Genomic DNA, 17,856 nt, shown 5'->3' with positions numbered 1-17,856 from the left:
ACCGTCTAACGTTGGTAGAATCATGGCAATATGAAAATAGGAGTAATACTTTCTGATGAATGATAAAACAACCTCTTTACATGCTAACGTGGATCAGCATGAAATCGACAAGTTTGAAAGCGTCGCGTCACGCTGGTGGGATCTTGAAGGTGAATTTAAACCATTACACCGTATAAACCCACTAAGACTTAACTATATCCAAGAACGCGCTGACGGCTTATTTGGAAAAAAAGTCCTCGATGTTGGCTGTGGTGGCGGTATTTTATCTGAAAGTATGGCGTGTGTCGGTGCCGAAGTTACTGGCCTTGATATGGGCACAGAGCCATTACAAGTTGCACGCTTGCACTCATTAGAGTCAGGTATTCCTGTGACTTACATTCAAGATACCGTTGAAAACCATGCAAATGAAAACCCACAAACTTACGATGTTGTTACCTGTATGGAGATGTTAGAACACGTTCCAGATCCCTCTTCTGTCGTAAGAGCCTGTGCAAAATTGGTAAAACCCGGTGGACATGTTTTCTTTTCGACCATTAACCGTAATAAAAAAGCATGGCTAATGCTGGTGGTAGGTGCGGAGTATATTCTAAATATGGTACCTAAAGGCACACATGATGCTAATAAGTTTATTCGTCCATCAGAACTGCTCAGTTGGGTTGATGAAACAGCCTTACGTAGCAAAAATATGATTGGCTTACATTATAACCCAATCACTGACAAATTCCGATTAGCGCCAAACGTCGATGTGAATTATATGGTACACACACAATCGATACATAACTCGAATTCGTGAAACTGAAAGTTTGATTTGGTTTAATAAAACATCAAACGATCACATTTTTTAAAATTGACTTTACATCATTGTCACTTGAATTTGAGTTTCTTACTGCCTGTATTTATGCAGGGTACGGGCAGTTATTAAAAAATTTATCCCCTATTTATCCACAGAAACAATCAGATTTGTACACTTGATCAATCTCTCAATTACCTTTATCTTGTTATCACAATTTGAACCAACCCCTATATATTGTGTTTCCTTAAATTTCACACCACAAGACTCCTTGACACTCATTGTCATCGGGAGCGTTTTTTTGCGGTATAAAATTTCAGGTAGCACTAATGCAAGAAAGGTGCATCGCTCATGAATCACAGCCTGCTTGTCACAAAACGTGATGGTCATAAAGAACGCATTGACTTAGACAAAATTCACCGTGTAATTGCCTGGGCCGCTGAAGGTCTAGAAAATGTCTCTGTATCTCAAGTTGAACTACGTTCTCAGATTCAGTTTTATGATGGTATCAAAACTGCTGATATCCATGAAACTCTGGTAAAAGCTGCTGCAGATTTAATTTCAGGTGAAACTCCTGATTATCAATATCTTGCTGCCCGTCTTGCCGTATTTAACTTACGCAAAAAAGCCTATGGCCAATTTGAGCCACCAACGCTCTATGAACACGTTAAAAAATTAGTTGATCTAGGTAAATACGACCGTCATCTTCTTGAAGATTACACCCAAGAAGAATTTGAACAGATGAATAATTTTATTGTTCATCAACGTGATATGAACTTCTCTTATGCAGCAGTTAAACAGCTAGAAGGTAAATATTTCGTTCAAAACCGCATTACCGGTGAAATTTACGAAAGTGCACAATTTTTATATGTTTTAGTTGCAGCTTGCTTGTTCTCCCGTTATCCACAAGCAACACGTATGGACTATATCGAACGCTTTTATAATGCGATTTCTACTTTTAAAATCTCATTACCAACGCCAATTATGGCTGGCGTCAGAACACCAACTCGTCAATTTAGCTCTTGTGTATTAATTGAGTGTGACGATAGCCTTGACTCTATCAATGCGACATCAAGCGCTATTGTAAAATACGTTTCTCAACGTGCGGGTATTGGTATTAATGCAGGTCGTATTCGTGCATTAGGCAGTGCTATTCGTAATGGCGAAGCATTCCATACAGGTTGTATTCCTTTCTATAAACACTTCCAAACTGCGGTGAAATCTTGCTCACAAGGCGGTGTTCGAGGTGGTGCAGCCACACTGTTTTATCCATTATGGCATTTAGAAGTTGAAAGCCTTCTGGTACTGAAAAACAACCGTGGTGTTGATGATAACCGTGTTCGTCATTTAGATTACGGCGTACAATTAAACAAATTAATGTATGAGCGTTTAATCAAAGGTCAAGATATTACTTTATTTAGCCCTTCTGATGTTCCAGGTTTATATGATGCCTTCTTTGCCGATCAAGATGAATTTGAACGCTTATATGTACAATATGAAAAAGATAAGAGCATCCGCCAAAAACAAGTTAAAGCGGTTGAGTTATTTTCATTAATGATGCAAGAACGTGCATCAACAGGTCGTATTTACATTCAAAACGTTGACCACTGTAATACACACAGCCCGTTTGATCCGGCTATTGCACCTATCCGCCAATCAAACCTGTGTTTAGAAATTGCACTGCCAACTAAACCATTGAATGATATTAAAGATCCTAATGGTGAAATTGCACTCTGCACCTTATCGGCCTTTAACTTAGGTGCAATTGAAAATCTTGATGATTTAGAGGAGCTAGCTCGTTTAGCTGTTCGCTCACTGGATGCGTTATTAGATTACCAAGATTATCCGATCTTAGCGGCTAAACAAGGTGCAATGGGCCGTCGTACCTTAGGTATTGGTGTTATTAACTTTGCTTATTACTTAGCAAAACACGGTGTTCGCTACTCTGACGGTAGTGCAAATAACTTAACTCATCGTGCATTTGAAGCAATTCAATACTATTTATTAAAAGCATCTAATGAATTAGCAAAAGAACAAGGCGCGTGCCCATGGTTTAATGAAACCACTTATGCTGAAGGTATTTTACCTATTGATACCTATAAAAAATCATTAGATATCCTGACAAAAGAACCTTTACATTACGACTGGGAAGGCCTACGCAAAGACATTAAAGAGCACGGTTTACGTAACTCAACATTGTCTGCACTGATGCCATCAGAAACCTCTTCACAGATTTCGAATGCAACCAATGGTATCGAACCACCACGTGGTTATATCAGTATCAAAGCCTCTAAAGACGGTATTTTACGTCAAGTGGTTCCTGAGTATGAGCGTTTGAAAGGCGCTTATGAATTACTGTGGCAAATGCCAAGTATTGAAGGTTACTTGCAGTTAGTGGGCATTATGCAAAAATTCGTTGACCAAGCGATTTCAGCGAATACTAACTACGATCCTACTCGTTTCCCTAGCGGTAAGGTTCCAATGAACCAACTGCTGAAAGATTTGCTGCTCGCTTACAAATATGGTGTAAAAACACTTTATTATCACAACACCCGTGATGGTGCAGATGATGTACAGGGTGATCTGGAAGAAGTCGTTGAGACGGAAGATTCAGATTGTGAAGGCGGCGCGTGTAAAATTTAATTGAGGAAGCTATGTCCTATACTACTTTTTCACAAGTTAAAAATGATCAACTTCAGGAGCCCATGTTTTTTGGGCAGCCTGTTAACGTAGCGCGTTATGATCAGCAAAAATACCCTATTTTTGAAAAGCTAATTGAAAAACAACTCTCCTTCTTCTGGCGTCCAGAAGAAGTGGACGTTTCTCGTGATCGTATTGACTATAATGCGCTGCCCGATCATGAAAAACACATTTTTATTAGTAATTTAAAATATCAAACACTGTTGGATTCGATTCAAGGCAGAAGCCCTAACGTGGCATTTTTACCTTTAATCTCGATCCCTGAGTTAGAAACATGGGTTGAAACATGGTCATTTTCTGAAACCATTCACTCGCGCTCTTATACTCATATTATCCGTAATATTGTTAACGATCCTTCTGTCGTATTTGATGATATCGTTGAAAATGAAGAAATTTTAAAACGTGCACGTGATATTTCTTCTTATTACGATGAGTTAATCAGATTAACTAACCTATATCACATGTATGGTGAAGGCGATCATCATGTTCAAGGCAAAACCGTTAATGTGACTTTACGCAAATTAAAGAAACAACTTTATTTGTGTATCATGAGTGTAAATGCGTTAGAAGCTATTCGTTTCTATGTGAGCTTTGCGTGTTCATTTGCCTTTGCTGAACGAGAGTTAATGGAAGGTAACGCCAAAATCATTAAATTGATTGCGCGTGATGAAGCCTTGCACTTAACTGGCACACAACACATGCTAAATCTACTGCGTTCAGGTCAAGATGATCCTGAAATGGCAGAAATAGCCGCAGAATGCGAACAAGAATGTTATGACTTATTTGTTGAAGCCGCAGAGCAAGAAAAAGAGTGGGCGGAATATCTGTTCTCTGAAGGCTCGATGATTGGTTTAAATAAAGAAATCCTCTGCCAATATGTTGAATATATTACAAATATTCGTATGCAAGCAGTAGGCCTTAAATTACCATTTAAAGCGCGCTCAAATCCTATTCCATGGATCAATGCATGGTTAGTGTCTGACAACGTTCAAGTAGCACCTCAAGAAGTTGAAGTCAGTTCTTATCTTGTGGGTCAAATTGATTCACAAGTTGATACTGATGACTTGAGTAATTTTGAACTGTAATACTGAGAAATAACACTGATACGTTATGGCATCTCATAAAGTGACCCTGCATCAGCAGGGTCTTTCAACACCGCTAGAATTTCATACTGACGCCCATCCTTCACTGCTGGATGCTTTAGAGCATGGGAAAATCCAAGTCGAATACCAATGCCGTGAAGGCTATTGTGGCTCTTGTCGTCTACGTTTAGTAAAAGGTAAGGTTTGCTATCGCAATGAACCTTTAGCATTTATCCAACCTGATGAAATCTTACCTTGTAGCTGTCATCCTATTAGTGACATTGAAATAGAAATTTGCTCTGAATGATTTGAATTATCTGAATTTTCCTTTTTTTCTAACATTGTTGTCTATCATTGACTAGAATTAAATTACATTGATAAAAAAGGAAAATTATTATGAAATTAAATTCTATTTTCTCAGTTGTTGCTATCTCTGCATCACTCTTATTAGTTGCTGGCTGTTCAACTCCACAAAAAATAGAAACAGTGAATGGAGAAACGATTTTAACAACAGATAAACCCCAAGAAGATGAAAAAACAGGATTAATTACCTACAAAGATGCAGAAACAGGACAATTGAAACAAATTAATCGTGATCAAATAAGACGAATGGTAGAGCTTGACGATTAATATTCTTAATTACCCCTCCAATTAAGCGCCAATTAATACTTATAAATTGGCGCTTTTTTATTCGCCCTTTATTTTTTGTAAACATATCATTACACTATACGTAATTAAAATTTGACAGATATTTACCATTCTTATACTCTGCATTTTATATAAATAAAATAGGCTAGCGAGCAGAGGATTTAGTGAAAAATCGCACTATAGGTAGTGTTTTTATTGTTGCAGGAACAACAATTGGGGCAGGCATGTTGGCAATGCCACTGGCTGCGGTAGGTATTGGCTTTGGTACTATCATGCTATTACTCGTAGGACTGTGGTTATTAATGAGTTATACCGCACTCTTGCTAGTGGAAGTCTATCAATACAACGATCCTCATACTGGTCTTGGTTCAATTGCTAAGCGTTATCTTGGTGTTGGTGGTCAAGTGATCACTGGGCTTGCTCTACTCTTATTGATGTATGCATTGACGACGGCTTACATTAGCGGTGCTGGCGAATTGCTTTCATCTACCCTATCCTCTTGGATTGGTCATGAACTCTCTGTCACTCAAGGTATTATAATCTTTACAGTGATTGGCGGTGCTGTGGTGGGTATTGGTACCACATCAGTTGATATGATTAATCGACTGCTATTTACAGCAAAAGTCTTTTTCTTAATCTTTATGCTAGTTGTGATGCTACCCCACGTTGAAAGCGCCAATTTAACGTCAATGCCCGTCGCTCAAGGACTTATTCTTTCTGCTATTCCCGTTATTTTTACTTCATTTGGTTTTCACGGTAGCGTGCCAAGTATTGTAAGTTATATGAATGGTGATATTAAAAAATTACGTATTATCTTTATTATTGGTAGTGCGATCCCTCTTGTTGCCTATATTTTATGGCAAATTGCCACACTAGGTGCCATTCCAACAAATACCTTTATGGGAATTATGGCGCAACAATCAGGTTTAAATGGCTTACTTACAGCTATCCGTGATGTCGTTGCAACGCCTCGCGTCAATATTGCAGTAAACTTATTTGCCGCATTGGCTTTAGCTACATCATTCCTTGGTGTTGCATTAGGCTTATTTGATTATCTTGCTGACCTATTTAAACGCAGTAATCGTGCAACAGGTCGCATGCAATCAAGCTTATTAACATTCGTTCCACCTTTACTTTGTGCTCTTTATTTTCCTAACTTTGTGCAAGCCTTAGCTTATGCTGCTATTGCATTATCTATTTTGGCACTGTTACTACCCGCTTTATTAGTTTGGAAAGTAAGACAAGAGCAACACAGCTCTGATAAATACAAAGTCAAAGGCGGAAAAGGTGCATTAACCGTTGTATTTACTTGTGGCTTAGTTGTAATTGGTATTCAAATCGCCATCACTTTTGGTTTATTACCTCAAGTTGGTTAATCACTTTTTTTATATAGACAACAAAAAAGCAGGTGTTGATTTTTCAATACCTGCTTTTTATTTAACGTCACTGCAAGTTTTTGCTTAGAAGCTTAAACCTGCACCAACATAGAAACCATCAGCTAATTTATTATTACTTCTATTATGTGAGTTTTCGATTTCAATCACCCGATAACCTGCATTAACATGAAGTGGTTTAAATACCGTGTATTTAGCGCCGACATCAGCTTCATAATAAGATTTACTTCCTGATGTTAATCCTTCCGGCGAGGCATAAGCTTCACCATAAACACTCAGTGAAGGCAAAACACGCCAATTAAGTCCAACACCACCCGCTAAAGCAGCTCCGTCATCACCATTTTTTGGTGATAGGTAAAGTGCTTTACCGCCAACACTTGCCGAGAAAGGACCGAGTGGTAACGCAAATTTTGCACCTAAGCTACCTAACTGACCATCGTGATCACTACGTGCCCAGTTACCGTTAAAAGAGAGCCCAGAATCGGCATCACCTAAACCTGCTTGTACATCAGTATAATGTTTACCTGCTTGCACATTCATCGATATGGCATTGGCATTAGCAGAAATAAACAATGCGCTCATCGCTCCTAATAATAAAAACTTTTTCATTATGATTACCCCAGCAAACAATTGTCCTAACTTATAATTATACAACAAATTTATTAAACAACTTGAGTCAAAATTGAAAGCTAATCTGTAGAATTTTCAATCTATGTAAATAAGTTACATCTATCAATGTTATTGGTCTAATTGGTTTTATTAATAAGTTTAATATTGCTAAAGTGGAATTACAGCAAAAATTAACCATAATAAATATAAGGCTGTTCGCTTCGTTTTATTCACCCATGCTATTTTTTAATGTTCACTATTCCACAAATTGGAGAAGATGTGATGGAAAAGAAAAAGCTCACAACGGCGGCTGGTGTACCAGTTGTAGATAATAATAATGTAATAACAGCAGGACCTCGTGGCCCAATGTTACTACAAGATGTCTGGTTTTTAGAAAAACTCGCCCATTTTGATCGTGAAGTTATCCCTGAAAGACGTATGCACGCAAAAGGCTCTGGTGCTTTTGGTACTTTTACCGTCACTCACGATATTACGAAATATACTCGAGCTAAAATTTTCTCTGAAGTAGGTAAAAAAACAGAAATGTTTGCTCGCTTTTCAACAGTTGCGGGTGAACGTGGTGCAGCTGATGCTGAGAGAGATATTCGTGGATTCGCCTTAAAATTTTATACCGAAGAAGGTAACTGGGATATGGTGGGAAATAATACCCCTGTATTCTATCTACGTGATCCACTTAAATTCCCTGATCTTAACCATATCGTAAAACGTGACCCTCGCACTAATATGCGTAATATGGCTTATAAATGGGATTTCTTTTCTCATTTACCTGAATCTTTGCACCAATTAACTATCGATATGAGCGATCGTGGTTTACCTTTAAGCTATCGCTTTGTACACGGTTTTGGTAGCCACACTTATAGCTTTATCAATAAAGATAATGAACGTTTCTGGGTTAAATTTCATTTCCGTTGCCAACAAGGTATCAAGAACTTAATGGATGATGAAGCTGAAACTTTGGTTGGTAAAGATAGAGAAAGCTCTCAACGTGATCTTTTTGAAGCCATTGAACGTGGTGATTATCCACGCTGGAAGTTACAAATTCAGATCATGCCAGAAAAAGAGGCATCAACGGTTCCTTATAACCCATTTGATTTAACTAAAGTTTGGCCACATGCTGACTATCCACTAATGGATGTTGGTTACTTTGAGTTAAACCGCAATCCAGATAACTACTTCTCTGATGTTGAACAAGCAGCATTTAGCCCTGCTAATATTGTTCCTGGCATTAGTTTCTCACCAGATAAGATGTTACAAGGTCGTCTATTCTCTTATGGTGATGCGCATCGTTACCGTTTAGGCGTTAACCATCATCAAATCCCGGTTAATGCGCCAAAATGCCCATTCCATAATTATCATCGTGATGGTGCTATGCGTGTTGATGGTAATAGTGGTAATGGCATTACTTATGAGCCAAATAGTGGCGGTGTGTTCCAAGAGCAACCAGACTTTAAAGAGCCACCACTCTCTATTGAAGGTGCTGCCGATCACTGGAACCATCGTGAAGATGAAGATTATTTCAGCCAGCCTCGTGCACTGTATGAGCTATTAAGCGATGACGAGCATCAACGTATGTTTGCGCGTATTGCGGGAGAATTATCACAAGCAAGTAAAGAGACACAACAACGCCAAATCGACTTATTTACTAAAGTTCATCCTGAATATGGTGCAGGCGTTGAAAAAGCGATTAAAGTGTTAGAAGAGAAAGACGCTAAATAACCGTATAATAAGAAGCCCTGTGAGCAACTCGGCAAAAATAATAAGGCGCCTTCGGGCGCCTTTCTAAAAAGAATTCGATAGAATAACAATATCAATTCACTTGTTGCTGTTTCACCCACTCTTGCACTTGTTTACGGGAAACTTTAATTCCGCCATTTTTAAGGCTTTCAGGAAGTTGTAAACAAGCAACGGGTCGTTGAAATCCCGCTAATCGAGAGTGATACCACTGTGGTAATTGATTGATTATTTCAATATCAGCATCGACAACCGCAACAGGACGTTGCCCAAATTCTACATCATCAATAGGGACAACAAAAGATTGGCTAACACTTGGATATGTATTGAGAATTTTTTCTATATCTTCTGGTTGAATACCTTCGCCAGCACTGAAAAAGAGATTATCCAAACGTCCTAAAACACACCATTCATCAGCAATAAAGTCGCCTTTATCTCGTGTTGAATACCAGCCATCAGCAGTGAGTGATAATGGTTTTAATTTACTATCAAACCAATAGCCTAAAGCAACGCTGTCAGATTGTATCTGGAGTTCATCATCGACTAACCTAATTTCTTTGCCTTTTAGTGGACGCCCTACTCCTGCTTTACCGTCAGCGCGTTTGGCACAAACAGTAGAGGCCATTTCCGTCATTCCATAACCACACCAACACTGAATTCCACGATGCTCTGCTTCTTGTGTTAACTCAATGGGGATCATCGCTCCACCTAATAAAACAGATCTTAAGGTAGTAGATAGTTGATTATCTTGTTGAGCGCTATTTTGCAAGAAACGCCAAAGTTGTGTAGGTACCAAAGAAGCATGAGTGCAACCTTGTAACGCTTTTTCAAAAGGATACATATCACGCACCACTAGCGTTGCACCACGTAACAACCAGCGCCAAAAAATACCTTGCCCTGATACATGAAATAGAGGTAAAGAGAGCAACCAGCTATCATTTTTTTCAAAAGGTATTAATGATAGAACACCTTTAGCACTACAAAGATGAGCATCAAATGTATGTACCGCTGCTTTAGGTGATCCTGATGAACCAGAAGTCAGGATCAGGGTCGCCATACGAGAAGGCAACCATGATACATCCCCAGTTTCATTTTTATGTTGGCGTGATCTGCTATCAAACTCAACACCCTCAAGATCAAGCAATGTAGCCTCTAGATCCTGTATTGACTCACTCAGATCGGCATAAAAATCAATGTCTAAATGAGGTAGTAAATCATCCAGTAAGGGCTTAGGGAGTTGTGGATTTAGAGGTAAAACCTTTGCACCACATTGAAAAATAGCGAGTAATATAAAAACAAGATTGATATGGTTTTTGCCACGTAACAATACTGTGCTTTGGGTATTAACACCCTGCTTAATAAAATGGTTCGCTAATTGATTAATATGACAACTTAATTGTTGCCATGTAATAGGTAAATCACCTGAAATAATGGCCGTTTCATTTGGACTAACTTGTGCCCAGTGATGCCACGGCCATTGTTTAAATTGAACTACTGTTGCCATACAATCTCTAGCTGTTCAAGAGAGATAAGCGGAATATCCACATCGGGCCAAGGACGAATAAGTTGTTGCTTAATTAAATCAACGGTATCCAATCCTGGAATGCTATTAGGCGTTAACCATTGTGCAATTCTTGCTAATTGAGTAAGTCCGAAGCTACTTTCAATGCTTGAGCTGATAATAGCATCAAGCCCTAAAGCATGCGCTTGCTCAACTAAAGAGCGGCAATGTTCAAGGCTTCCCACCAATGAGGGTTTTATCACAATGGTAGAGACACCGGGTTGTGGTGTTATTTCAAACCCATCGTCTCGAACTGTTTCATCCCAAGCAATATTAATTCCCGTTGCTTGAGAAAAAGCCAGCGACTCTTCTGGTGTTTTGCAAGGCTCTTCTAAGAATGCAATACGATCACGCCATGCAGGGTTTACATACTTCGCAAATCCTTCTGCTTTGGCGGGGGTCCAACTTCTGTTCGCATCCAATCTTAATTTTAAGTCTGGAATGGCTTCTAATAACAGGTTAACGACTATTCCATCGCGTACCGCTTCATATAATCCCACCTTGATTTTAGCGACTTTTTCACCTTTCATATCATTAAGGCTTAAAATCAAATCATCAGGGTCGCCATTACATAAAGGTGCCGCGCGATAATTTGCCTCTAGTGGCAATGTGCCTTCAAGCTCTGCTAATGCACAACTTATACCAAAAGCCACGCTTGGCAGCTTACTGTGCTCTGGGTTTTCACCCGCACACCACGCAGTTAACCAAGATTGCGCTGATGCTTGTGCTTGCTCTAAAGTTTCACGGCTAAACTCAGGAAGAGGTGAAATTTCACCCCATCCTTGTTTGCCATTTTGCTCTAAACAGACAAGAAAACCATCACGCGTTTTTAGCCTTTGATAGCGCAGAACAACGCCTGCATCTACAGGTAGGCTGAATGAATAGAGTTTGGCGTTTCTCATTATGGGTTACGTTTAAATCGAGAGAAATCAGGTTGACGTTTTTCGTTAAAGGCGTTGCGACCTTCTTGACCTTCATCCGTCATATAGAACAGCATAGTTGCATTACCGGCTAATTCTTGCAGACCAGCTTGACCATCACAATCCGCATTTAATGCTGCTTTCAAACAACGTAATGCCATTGGGCTGTTTTCCAGCATTTCACGACACCAACGAACCGTTTCTTTTTCAAGAGAGGCATAAGGAACAACAGTGTTAACCAAACCCATCTCTAATGCTTCTTTTGCATCATATTGACGGCATAAGAACCAAATTTCGCGTGCTTTCTTTTGACCTACAATACGGGCCATATAAGAAGCACCCCAACCACCATCAAAAGAACCCACTTTAGGGCCTGTTTGACCAAAAATAGCGTTTTCTGCCGCGATAGTTAAGTCACACATCATATGAAGCACATGACCACCACCAATAGAGTAACCCGCGACCATTGCCACAACAGGTTTCGGACAAGTACGGATTTGGCGTTGGAAATCCAACACATTCAGGTGATGTGTACCGCTATCATCGCGATATCCGCCGTAGTCACCACGAATTTTTTGGTCACCACCAGCACAGAATGCTTTTTCACCCGCACCTGTTAAAATGATAGTACCAATTGTGTCATCATAACGTGCATCCGCTAATGCTTGGATCATCTCTTTCACTGTCAAAGGACGGAAAGCATTACGCACTTGCGGGCGGTTAATCGTAATTTTTGCAATGCCATCGACTGATTTATGGTAGAGGATATCTTCAAAACCTTCAGAACAATCTAGCCATTCAATCGGTGCATATAACTTTTCTTCGCTCGGGTAAAGCATAATTAGGTTCCTTTAACCAAAGAGGGATAAAACATGATTTATCACCGCAGCATAAGCAGCTGGCTGTGCCTGATGCGCATTATGTCCAGCTTGCGGGATAGTCGTTAATGGTAGCGAATATTGCTGCGCTATCGCTTGAAATTTTTTATCTTTCTCACCACAAAGCCAAATAAACGGCAAGGTGAGTTGCTGTAATTCAGGGACTAACCAAGGCTGGTGGCCTAAAGAAAGCATCTCTAAACTTTCTGCAATACAAAACCCCGCATTATGGCGACGTTTTTCAATCAATAATCGTCTGTTTTCATCACTTAGATCAGCAAACACGGGTTGTTGATACCATTGTGTTAATACATCACAAATAGATTCATTACGAAAACGCTCAGCCCAACGTTTATCATGTGCAATGCGGCTTTGCCTTTCTGTTGCATCATACAAACCTGGGTTGCCACCTTCTACAATCAATCCCATTAATCCTGTCGTATCACCAAAACATGCATGATACATTGAGATCCTGCCACCTAACGAGTAACCAATTAACCAATAGTGATCAATACCTTGCTCTTTTAGTGTGTCTGTTAGCAATGTACTCACTTCAACAAAATCTTTCGCGCTGATAGATGCAGAACCACCATGACGAGGCAAATCAATCACAAGTGATGGATATTCATGGCAAGCCTGAATGACAGGCTCCCATTCACAACCTTCACCTAATAGCCCATGCAACCAAACTAACCAAGGCCCTTCATTATGGGTATTATATCGCTGACATGCTAAAGTCATGAGATGTTACCTGTTTTACCAGCTGATTTAATGTTTTTGCGCCATCAGTATTATCAACAATTAATTCAATTAATGTGGTTGTTGGCGCCCCTGCCCAGCACTCCTGAACAGTCGTTAACAGTGCATCCCAACTTGTTGGTGATACATAATGCAAACCAAACATTGCGGCTGCATGTTTGAAATTTAATGAGTGAGGCATACAGTAAAAACGTTCTCGCTCTGCCTCTGGCGTGGGTAACATAGAAAATATTTGCCCACCGTTATTATTCACTACGATAATAACATTAGGTGCATAAACTTGTTGATGCAACGCTAAGCTATTCAGATCATACAGTGCCGATAAATCGCCCAAAATTGTTAATGTTGGCTTTTTTGTCGCGCGGTGAACGCCTGCGGAGGTTGAAATCAAACCATCAATACCACTTGCACCTCGGTTGCTCATTACAGGATAACCTTGTGGTAATTGAGCAAAAGCATCAATTAATCTAACTATCAGACTATTGCCAACAAATAACTGTCCATCACTAGGAAGTAATTTATCTAATTGATGTGCAACCTGTGCTTCACCAAAATAATTCGTTATTTCACTTACCTTTTGATAGGTTTCTGTAGCGATACGCGTTAATGCTTTAGCCCAAGGTAAATTATCAACAGCCGGATGCGTCCTTAACCATTGCATTGGTGATAATGTAAATTTTTCACCTCGATGATGGCCGGGATCTAAGCGTCCCGGAATAGGATCAACAATCCAATAAGCGTTAGGAGAACATCCCACTTGCCATTGCAATAAACGTTTACCTGTTAAACTTGAGCCAAATTGAATAACGATTTCGGCGTTATTGAGTTCTGATTTTGCTTGTGCGTTATTCAACCATAAATCGGCACAAGGTAACGGTTGCCCAGTTTGTGATAATACATCACCTAATAAAGGCCAGCCTAATTGTAATGCCCATTTTGCGACTTCAACACCTTCTTCATGGCTAATACGCCCTGCAATAACAACGCCTTTTTTCTGGCGTAATTCATTCCATTGAGGGTGTGTTGAAACTGAGTTAAAACGTGTTTCTTGTAACCAAGGGTTATCATTTTGCCACCAATTTCCTAAAGCCTCAGTCCATGGCGTTGATGTTTCAACATCATCACCATATAACGGTTCAGCAAAAGGACAATTGACGTGTAATGCGCCATGAACCAATGTATTCATCGCATTATCAAGTGTAGAAACTAACCAACTTGCGGGAATATCCGTTGTCGGTCGTGGTAAAGAGAGTGTTTGTGAAGGATGCGTTGCAAAAATACCTTGCTGACGGATAGCTTGATTTGCACCGCAATCAATTAACTCGGGCGGTCGGTCTGCGGTTAAAAAGATAACACGCTCCCCTGTTAATCCCGCTTCAATTAATGCCGGATACAAATTAGCGACAGCGGTACCCGATGTCACAATCACAGCAACAGGATCTTTGGTTGCTTTTGCCAACCCCAAGGCTAAATGCCCAAGCCCACGTTCATCAAAATGCGTATGACATATTAATTTTTGATTAGTGGCAGCTGCGAGTGTTAAAGGAGTCGAACGTGATCCGGGTGCGATACAGATATGGCGTAAACCATGACGAGTCAAAGTTTCGAGTATAACTTTAGCCCATTGGCGATTAAACGAACTATTAGACATTGATCATCCCAACAACGAAAACCTGCAATTGCTATTATAATATCTGTTCCTAAATACTTTTCCTTAGCCTAGTTCAATGAACAGAAGTTTTCGTTAAATAAATCGTTAAAGAAAACACTCAAAGAGTGCATTATTTAGGCGAATTATCCGCCTTACTTTCAAAGCGCTCTTTTTTATCGTTAAGAATAAGAATAAATAACGCTACAGCGGAAAGAATAGCATCAATTAGTTAACAACTGGCAATGGTTATTTGAAGAGTAGCACTAAATAGCTGACTTTAAAAAACACCTATCAAATTATGATTATTATTGCTGATACTATTTATTCAAACTCAGGTTTTCTGTAGAAAATTAACTCTCTTTTTCCAACAACGTTCGTAAACCCGCCGCTTTATTTTCAATTTCTGCCCACTCTTGCTGTGGTTCAGAGCCTGCCACAACCCCTGCACCGGCATACAGCGTCAAGGTATCATCGTGCAACTCACCACAACGCAAGCTTACTGCAAATTCCGCATGAGGAAGCGATAAATAACCAGCAGAACCTGCATACCAACGTCGCTCAAAAGGCTCATGCTTACGAATAAAAGCGCGCGCAACACTTCTTGGTAATCCACACACCGCGGCAGTGGGTTGCAATCGTTTTAAACAATCAATATCATCTGAATTAATTAATTTTCCATGAATATAACGACGAAGATGCTGTACTTTACGTAAGCGGATAACATCTGCTGACGATACATCAATTCCGTCAACAACACCTTGTAATCGTTGACAAATATCATCAACGACGACCAAATTTTCATGCTGATTTTTTTTGTCATTCATCAGCCAATCTGCAAATGCTGTCGCTTGTTGATCATTATCCGAACTCGCTACGGTTCCCGCTAGCGCTTCGGTATATAGCATCAACTCATCACGTTTATATAATCTCTCAGGTGTTGATCCCATAAAAGCATCTGAAGGTGAAAATGCCAGCATATAATGATAGCAATGATGATTGACATCACGACTTGCTTTCATAAATTGAATGGCTTTAAGTGGATTATCCAATGTTAAGCACGTAGCCCTTGCTGGTACTACTTTTTCAAATAAACCTTGGTTGATTTCATCTAATGCAATATTAAGATAATGAGTCCACTGTTCTTGCGTTAAAGAGTGATTAACTTGAGTCACAGAAACAGAGAGAGGCTCAATGTCTAGCGACTGATTTAATGTTTGCAGAAAACCTAAGGTATCTTTTTTATCAGCGTCATCAAGTAGATTTAAATGAACAGAAAGCTGTTGCTGGTAGCGCCTAATTTCAATTCTAGGTAAAAAAAGATAAGCATCATCTCCGTTTATATCATCTATACGGCCAGGAATAATGGTATCCCATGCGTTTAAACCCCAAATACGCACATCATCAATATTTATATCAGACTGATGCGTGGCTAAGAATTGGCGAGCATCCTGTATATGATTGAAGCAACATAGTTGCCCACACGCAGCCACTTCTTCATGCTCATCACGGTGCTGCCAATAAAATTGCGGATAATATACCTGAGCAGCAAGCCATGAGAGCAATGAAAATGAGACCTCTGATGGCAAGGCGACTTTCAAGTGTAAAAGATTACCTTGTGCTGTCAGATTTATTTTTTTAACTTTTTCGTACAGTGTCGAAAACACAGGATTAACCTTTTCCACTCCAAATACCCACAACTAATTAAAAGGGAGATTATACGTCTCTATAAGAATTATCAAAGAGCTGATTAATTATAACCTTTGTCATTTATCAAAGTTTTGTATTTTTCATGTTACAAAGTAGAAGCGTTAATCTGTAAATTCAAAATAGTATACAAATCATTCTAAGAACATGCTGTATAGATAAAAAATCATTATACATAAGAGAGGTTATATGGATACAACCACCTATGAACATATAGATAAAATTATCGAAGCGCCCGATATTCCTAAAGTTGCACTCGGTTTAATACTAGGTATAGATAACGAAAATGGTCGATTACCAGGTATTGTTACTTCTCATGATTTAATTAAGATAAAATCTTATATTAACAAAGCACTTTCACTCCCTTACAAATTAGAGGATGTTATCAATTTTATTGGTTACACTGAAATAAACATACAACAACTCTCCTCTGATAATATTTTATCGCTTTTTGTTCGGATCCGAGAGCATGCTTTTGAATGGAATAAAATTGAATATGCAATAAAACAACAAGCTATTGATTTAGAAATTATTGGCAGGGAAATAACATCTACGGGTGAAAGTATCATTTCATTTATTAGTCAAATGCCTTTATTAACAAAAATCTCAACTACTATCAATGATCTTTCCGAACAAGAGTTGGCTAATATTAAATATACTGATCAGGATAAACAAATTTCGACTCAACTTATTCATATATTAGAAAGTATGAAGCAAGATATCGAAACTGAACGAGATAAAACCCTTAAGATAAAAGACCTTTTATCGACCTTTAGAAGTAAAATAATGGGTGGAAAAGATAGTAGAAATATACAATATCAATCTATTTATCATGAAGTAATTAATAAAAAGAAGCTCATTAATGAATTCTACAATAGTAATAATATGTCTCTCACTGATGAACGAAATTTACTGGTTGAAGATATTAAAATATTAAAAGAGGAATATAAAAATTATGTTGGTCTTGCTTTTACAGGACTTGCAGCAGGTATTATTGGCGTTGTTATTACAGGAGGGATCTTTGGTGCTAAAGCTGAAAAAGTACGTAAAAAACGAAATGAATCAATAGAAAAAGTAAAAAACCTTAATAAGAAGATAGATATCTATACTAACCTATCTCTCCATTTAAATACTCTTTATATTGAATTGGATGAGGTTGAACAACTCATCGAAGATACATATATAGCGCTTGAACATATTGAATATGTCTGGCAAGCCATAATAACAGAGATAGATGCTTCAATAAGTAACTTCAATAAAATAAACAATGCATTAGAGCTCATTAAGTTTAGTATCTATTTAGAAAAAATTATTTCACCTTGGTATATGGTTATTGGATATTCGAAAGAGATTTTTATTTCTTTTGATAACGCCCTCTCTTCTTTTTACTCATCAAATTAACAAAAGG

At 38.8% G+C, this 17,856-nt stretch carries 15 protein-coding genes; 8 read left to right on the top strand and 7 right to left on the bottom strand.

Annotated features, from left to right (window positions below):
* The first annotated feature begins 55 nt into the window (after positions 1 to 55).
* The 6 genes from ubiG to tyrP all read left to right on the top strand — a co-directional run bounded on the left by ubiG (position 56) and on the right by tyrP (position 6,596).
* Entirely contained in the window at positions 56 to 793 is a 738-nt protein-coding gene (ubiG, locus tag JEP40_RS10620; RefSeq protein ID WP_198623528.1) for a bifunctional 2-polyprenyl-6-hydroxyphenol methylase/3-demethylubiquinol 3-O-methyltransferase UbiG, read from the top strand.
* Between the two features lie 348 nt (positions 794 to 1,141).
* Entirely contained in the window at positions 1,142 to 3,433 is a 2,292-nt protein-coding gene (nrdA, locus tag JEP40_RS10615; protein WP_198623527.1) for a class 1a ribonucleoside-diphosphate reductase subunit alpha, read from the top strand.
* Positions 3,434 to 3,444: 11 nt separating this feature from the next.
* Complete coding sequence (gene nrdB / locus JEP40_RS10610; protein WP_109407228.1) at positions 3,445 to 4,575, top strand: class Ia ribonucleoside-diphosphate reductase subunit beta; 1,131 nt, start codon at positions 3,445 to 3,447, stop codon at positions 4,573 to 4,575.
* A gap of 25 nt (positions 4,576 to 4,600) precedes the next feature.
* Positions 4,601 to 4,879, top strand: a complete 279-nt coding sequence (gene yfaE / locus JEP40_RS10605; protein WP_232799241.1) for a class I ribonucleotide reductase maintenance protein YfaE — start codon at positions 4,601 to 4,603, stop codon at positions 4,877 to 4,879.
* A gap of 89 nt (positions 4,880 to 4,968) precedes the next feature.
* Positions 4,969 to 5,202, top strand: a complete 234-nt coding sequence (locus JEP40_RS10600; protein ID WP_072068590.1) for a YgdI/YgdR family lipoprotein — start codon at positions 4,969 to 4,971, stop codon at positions 5,200 to 5,202.
* A gap of 182 nt (positions 5,203 to 5,384) precedes the next feature.
* Positions 5,385 to 6,596: a tyrosine transporter TyrP gene (tyrP, locus tag JEP40_RS10595; protein ID WP_198623526.1), complete on the top strand. Its 1,212-nt coding sequence runs from the start codon at positions 5,385 to 5,387 to the stop codon at positions 6,594 to 6,596.
* A gap of 84 nt (positions 6,597 to 6,680) precedes the next feature.
* On the opposite strand, the gene JEP40_RS10590 is transcribed toward tyrP, so the two are convergent.
* On the bottom strand, positions 6,681 to 7,223 hold the full coding sequence (locus JEP40_RS10590) for a YfaZ family outer membrane protein (RefSeq protein ID WP_198623525.1): 543 nt from the start codon (positions 7,221 to 7,223) through the stop codon (positions 6,681 to 6,683).
* Positions 7,224 to 7,505: 282 nt separating this feature from the next.
* Here JEP40_RS10590 and JEP40_RS10585 point away from each other — a divergent pair, with 282 nt between their 5' ends.
* A complete protein-coding gene (locus JEP40_RS10585; protein ID WP_198623524.1) occupies positions 7,506 to 8,960 on the top strand; it encodes a catalase in 1,455 nt (484 codons plus the stop codon).
* Between the two features lie 91 nt (positions 8,961 to 9,051).
* On the opposite strand, the gene menE is transcribed toward JEP40_RS10585, so the two are convergent.
* The 6 genes from menE to JEP40_RS10555 form a co-directional block, all read right to left on the bottom strand.
* Complete coding sequence (gene menE / locus JEP40_RS10580) at positions 9,052 to 10,479, bottom strand: o-succinylbenzoate--CoA ligase (RefSeq protein WP_198623523.1); 1,428 nt, start codon at positions 10,477 to 10,479, stop codon at positions 9,052 to 9,054.
* Positions 10,467 to 11,438, bottom strand: a complete 972-nt coding sequence (menC, locus tag JEP40_RS10575; protein WP_198623522.1) for an o-succinylbenzoate synthase — start codon at positions 11,436 to 11,438, stop codon at positions 10,467 to 10,469. Before menC ends, menE begins: the two co-directional genes overlap by 13 nt.
* Positions 11,438 to 12,295 carry a 1,4-dihydroxy-2-naphthoyl-CoA synthase gene (menB, locus tag JEP40_RS10570; RefSeq protein WP_036935597.1) on the bottom strand — a complete coding sequence of 286 codons (858 nt, stop codon included), beginning with the start codon at positions 12,293 to 12,295 and terminating at the stop codon, positions 11,438 to 11,440. Before menB ends, menC begins: the two co-directional genes overlap by 1 nt.
* 12 nt (positions 12,296 to 12,307) lie before the next feature.
* Positions 12,308 to 13,075, bottom strand: coding sequence for a 2-succinyl-6-hydroxy-2,4-cyclohexadiene-1-carboxylate synthase (gene menH, locus JEP40_RS10565; RefSeq protein ID WP_198623521.1), 768 nt, complete (start codon positions 13,073 to 13,075; stop codon positions 12,308 to 12,310).
* A complete protein-coding gene (gene menD, locus JEP40_RS10560; protein WP_198623520.1) occupies positions 13,050 to 14,744 on the bottom strand; it encodes a 2-succinyl-5-enolpyruvyl-6-hydroxy-3-cyclohexene-1-carboxylic-acid synthase in 1,695 nt (564 codons plus the stop codon). The genes menH and menD overlap by 26 nt, the downstream gene beginning before the upstream one ends.
* A gap of 350 nt (positions 14,745 to 15,094) precedes the next feature.
* Positions 15,095 to 16,426 carry an isochorismate synthase gene (locus JEP40_RS10555; protein WP_198623519.1) on the bottom strand — a complete coding sequence of 444 codons (1,332 nt, stop codon included), beginning with the start codon at positions 16,424 to 16,426 and terminating at the stop codon, positions 15,095 to 15,097.
* A gap of 211 nt (positions 16,427 to 16,637) precedes the next feature.
* On the opposite strand from JEP40_RS10555, the gene JEP40_RS10550 reads away from it, so the two are divergent.
* On the top strand, positions 16,638 to 17,849 hold the full coding sequence (locus JEP40_RS10550; RefSeq protein ID WP_198623518.1) for an alpha-xenorhabdolysin family binary toxin subunit A: 1,212 nt from the start codon (positions 16,638 to 16,640) through the stop codon (positions 17,847 to 17,849).
* Positions 17,850 to 17,856 lie beyond the last annotated feature (7 nt).

It is taken from the genome of Proteus vulgaris (assembly GCF_016239305.1).
In the GTDB taxonomy this organism is placed as follows: Bacteria; Pseudomonadota; Gammaproteobacteria; order Enterobacterales; family Enterobacteriaceae; genus Proteus; species Proteus vulgaris_C.
This window is presented reverse-complemented; position numbering and strand designations above follow the sequence as displayed.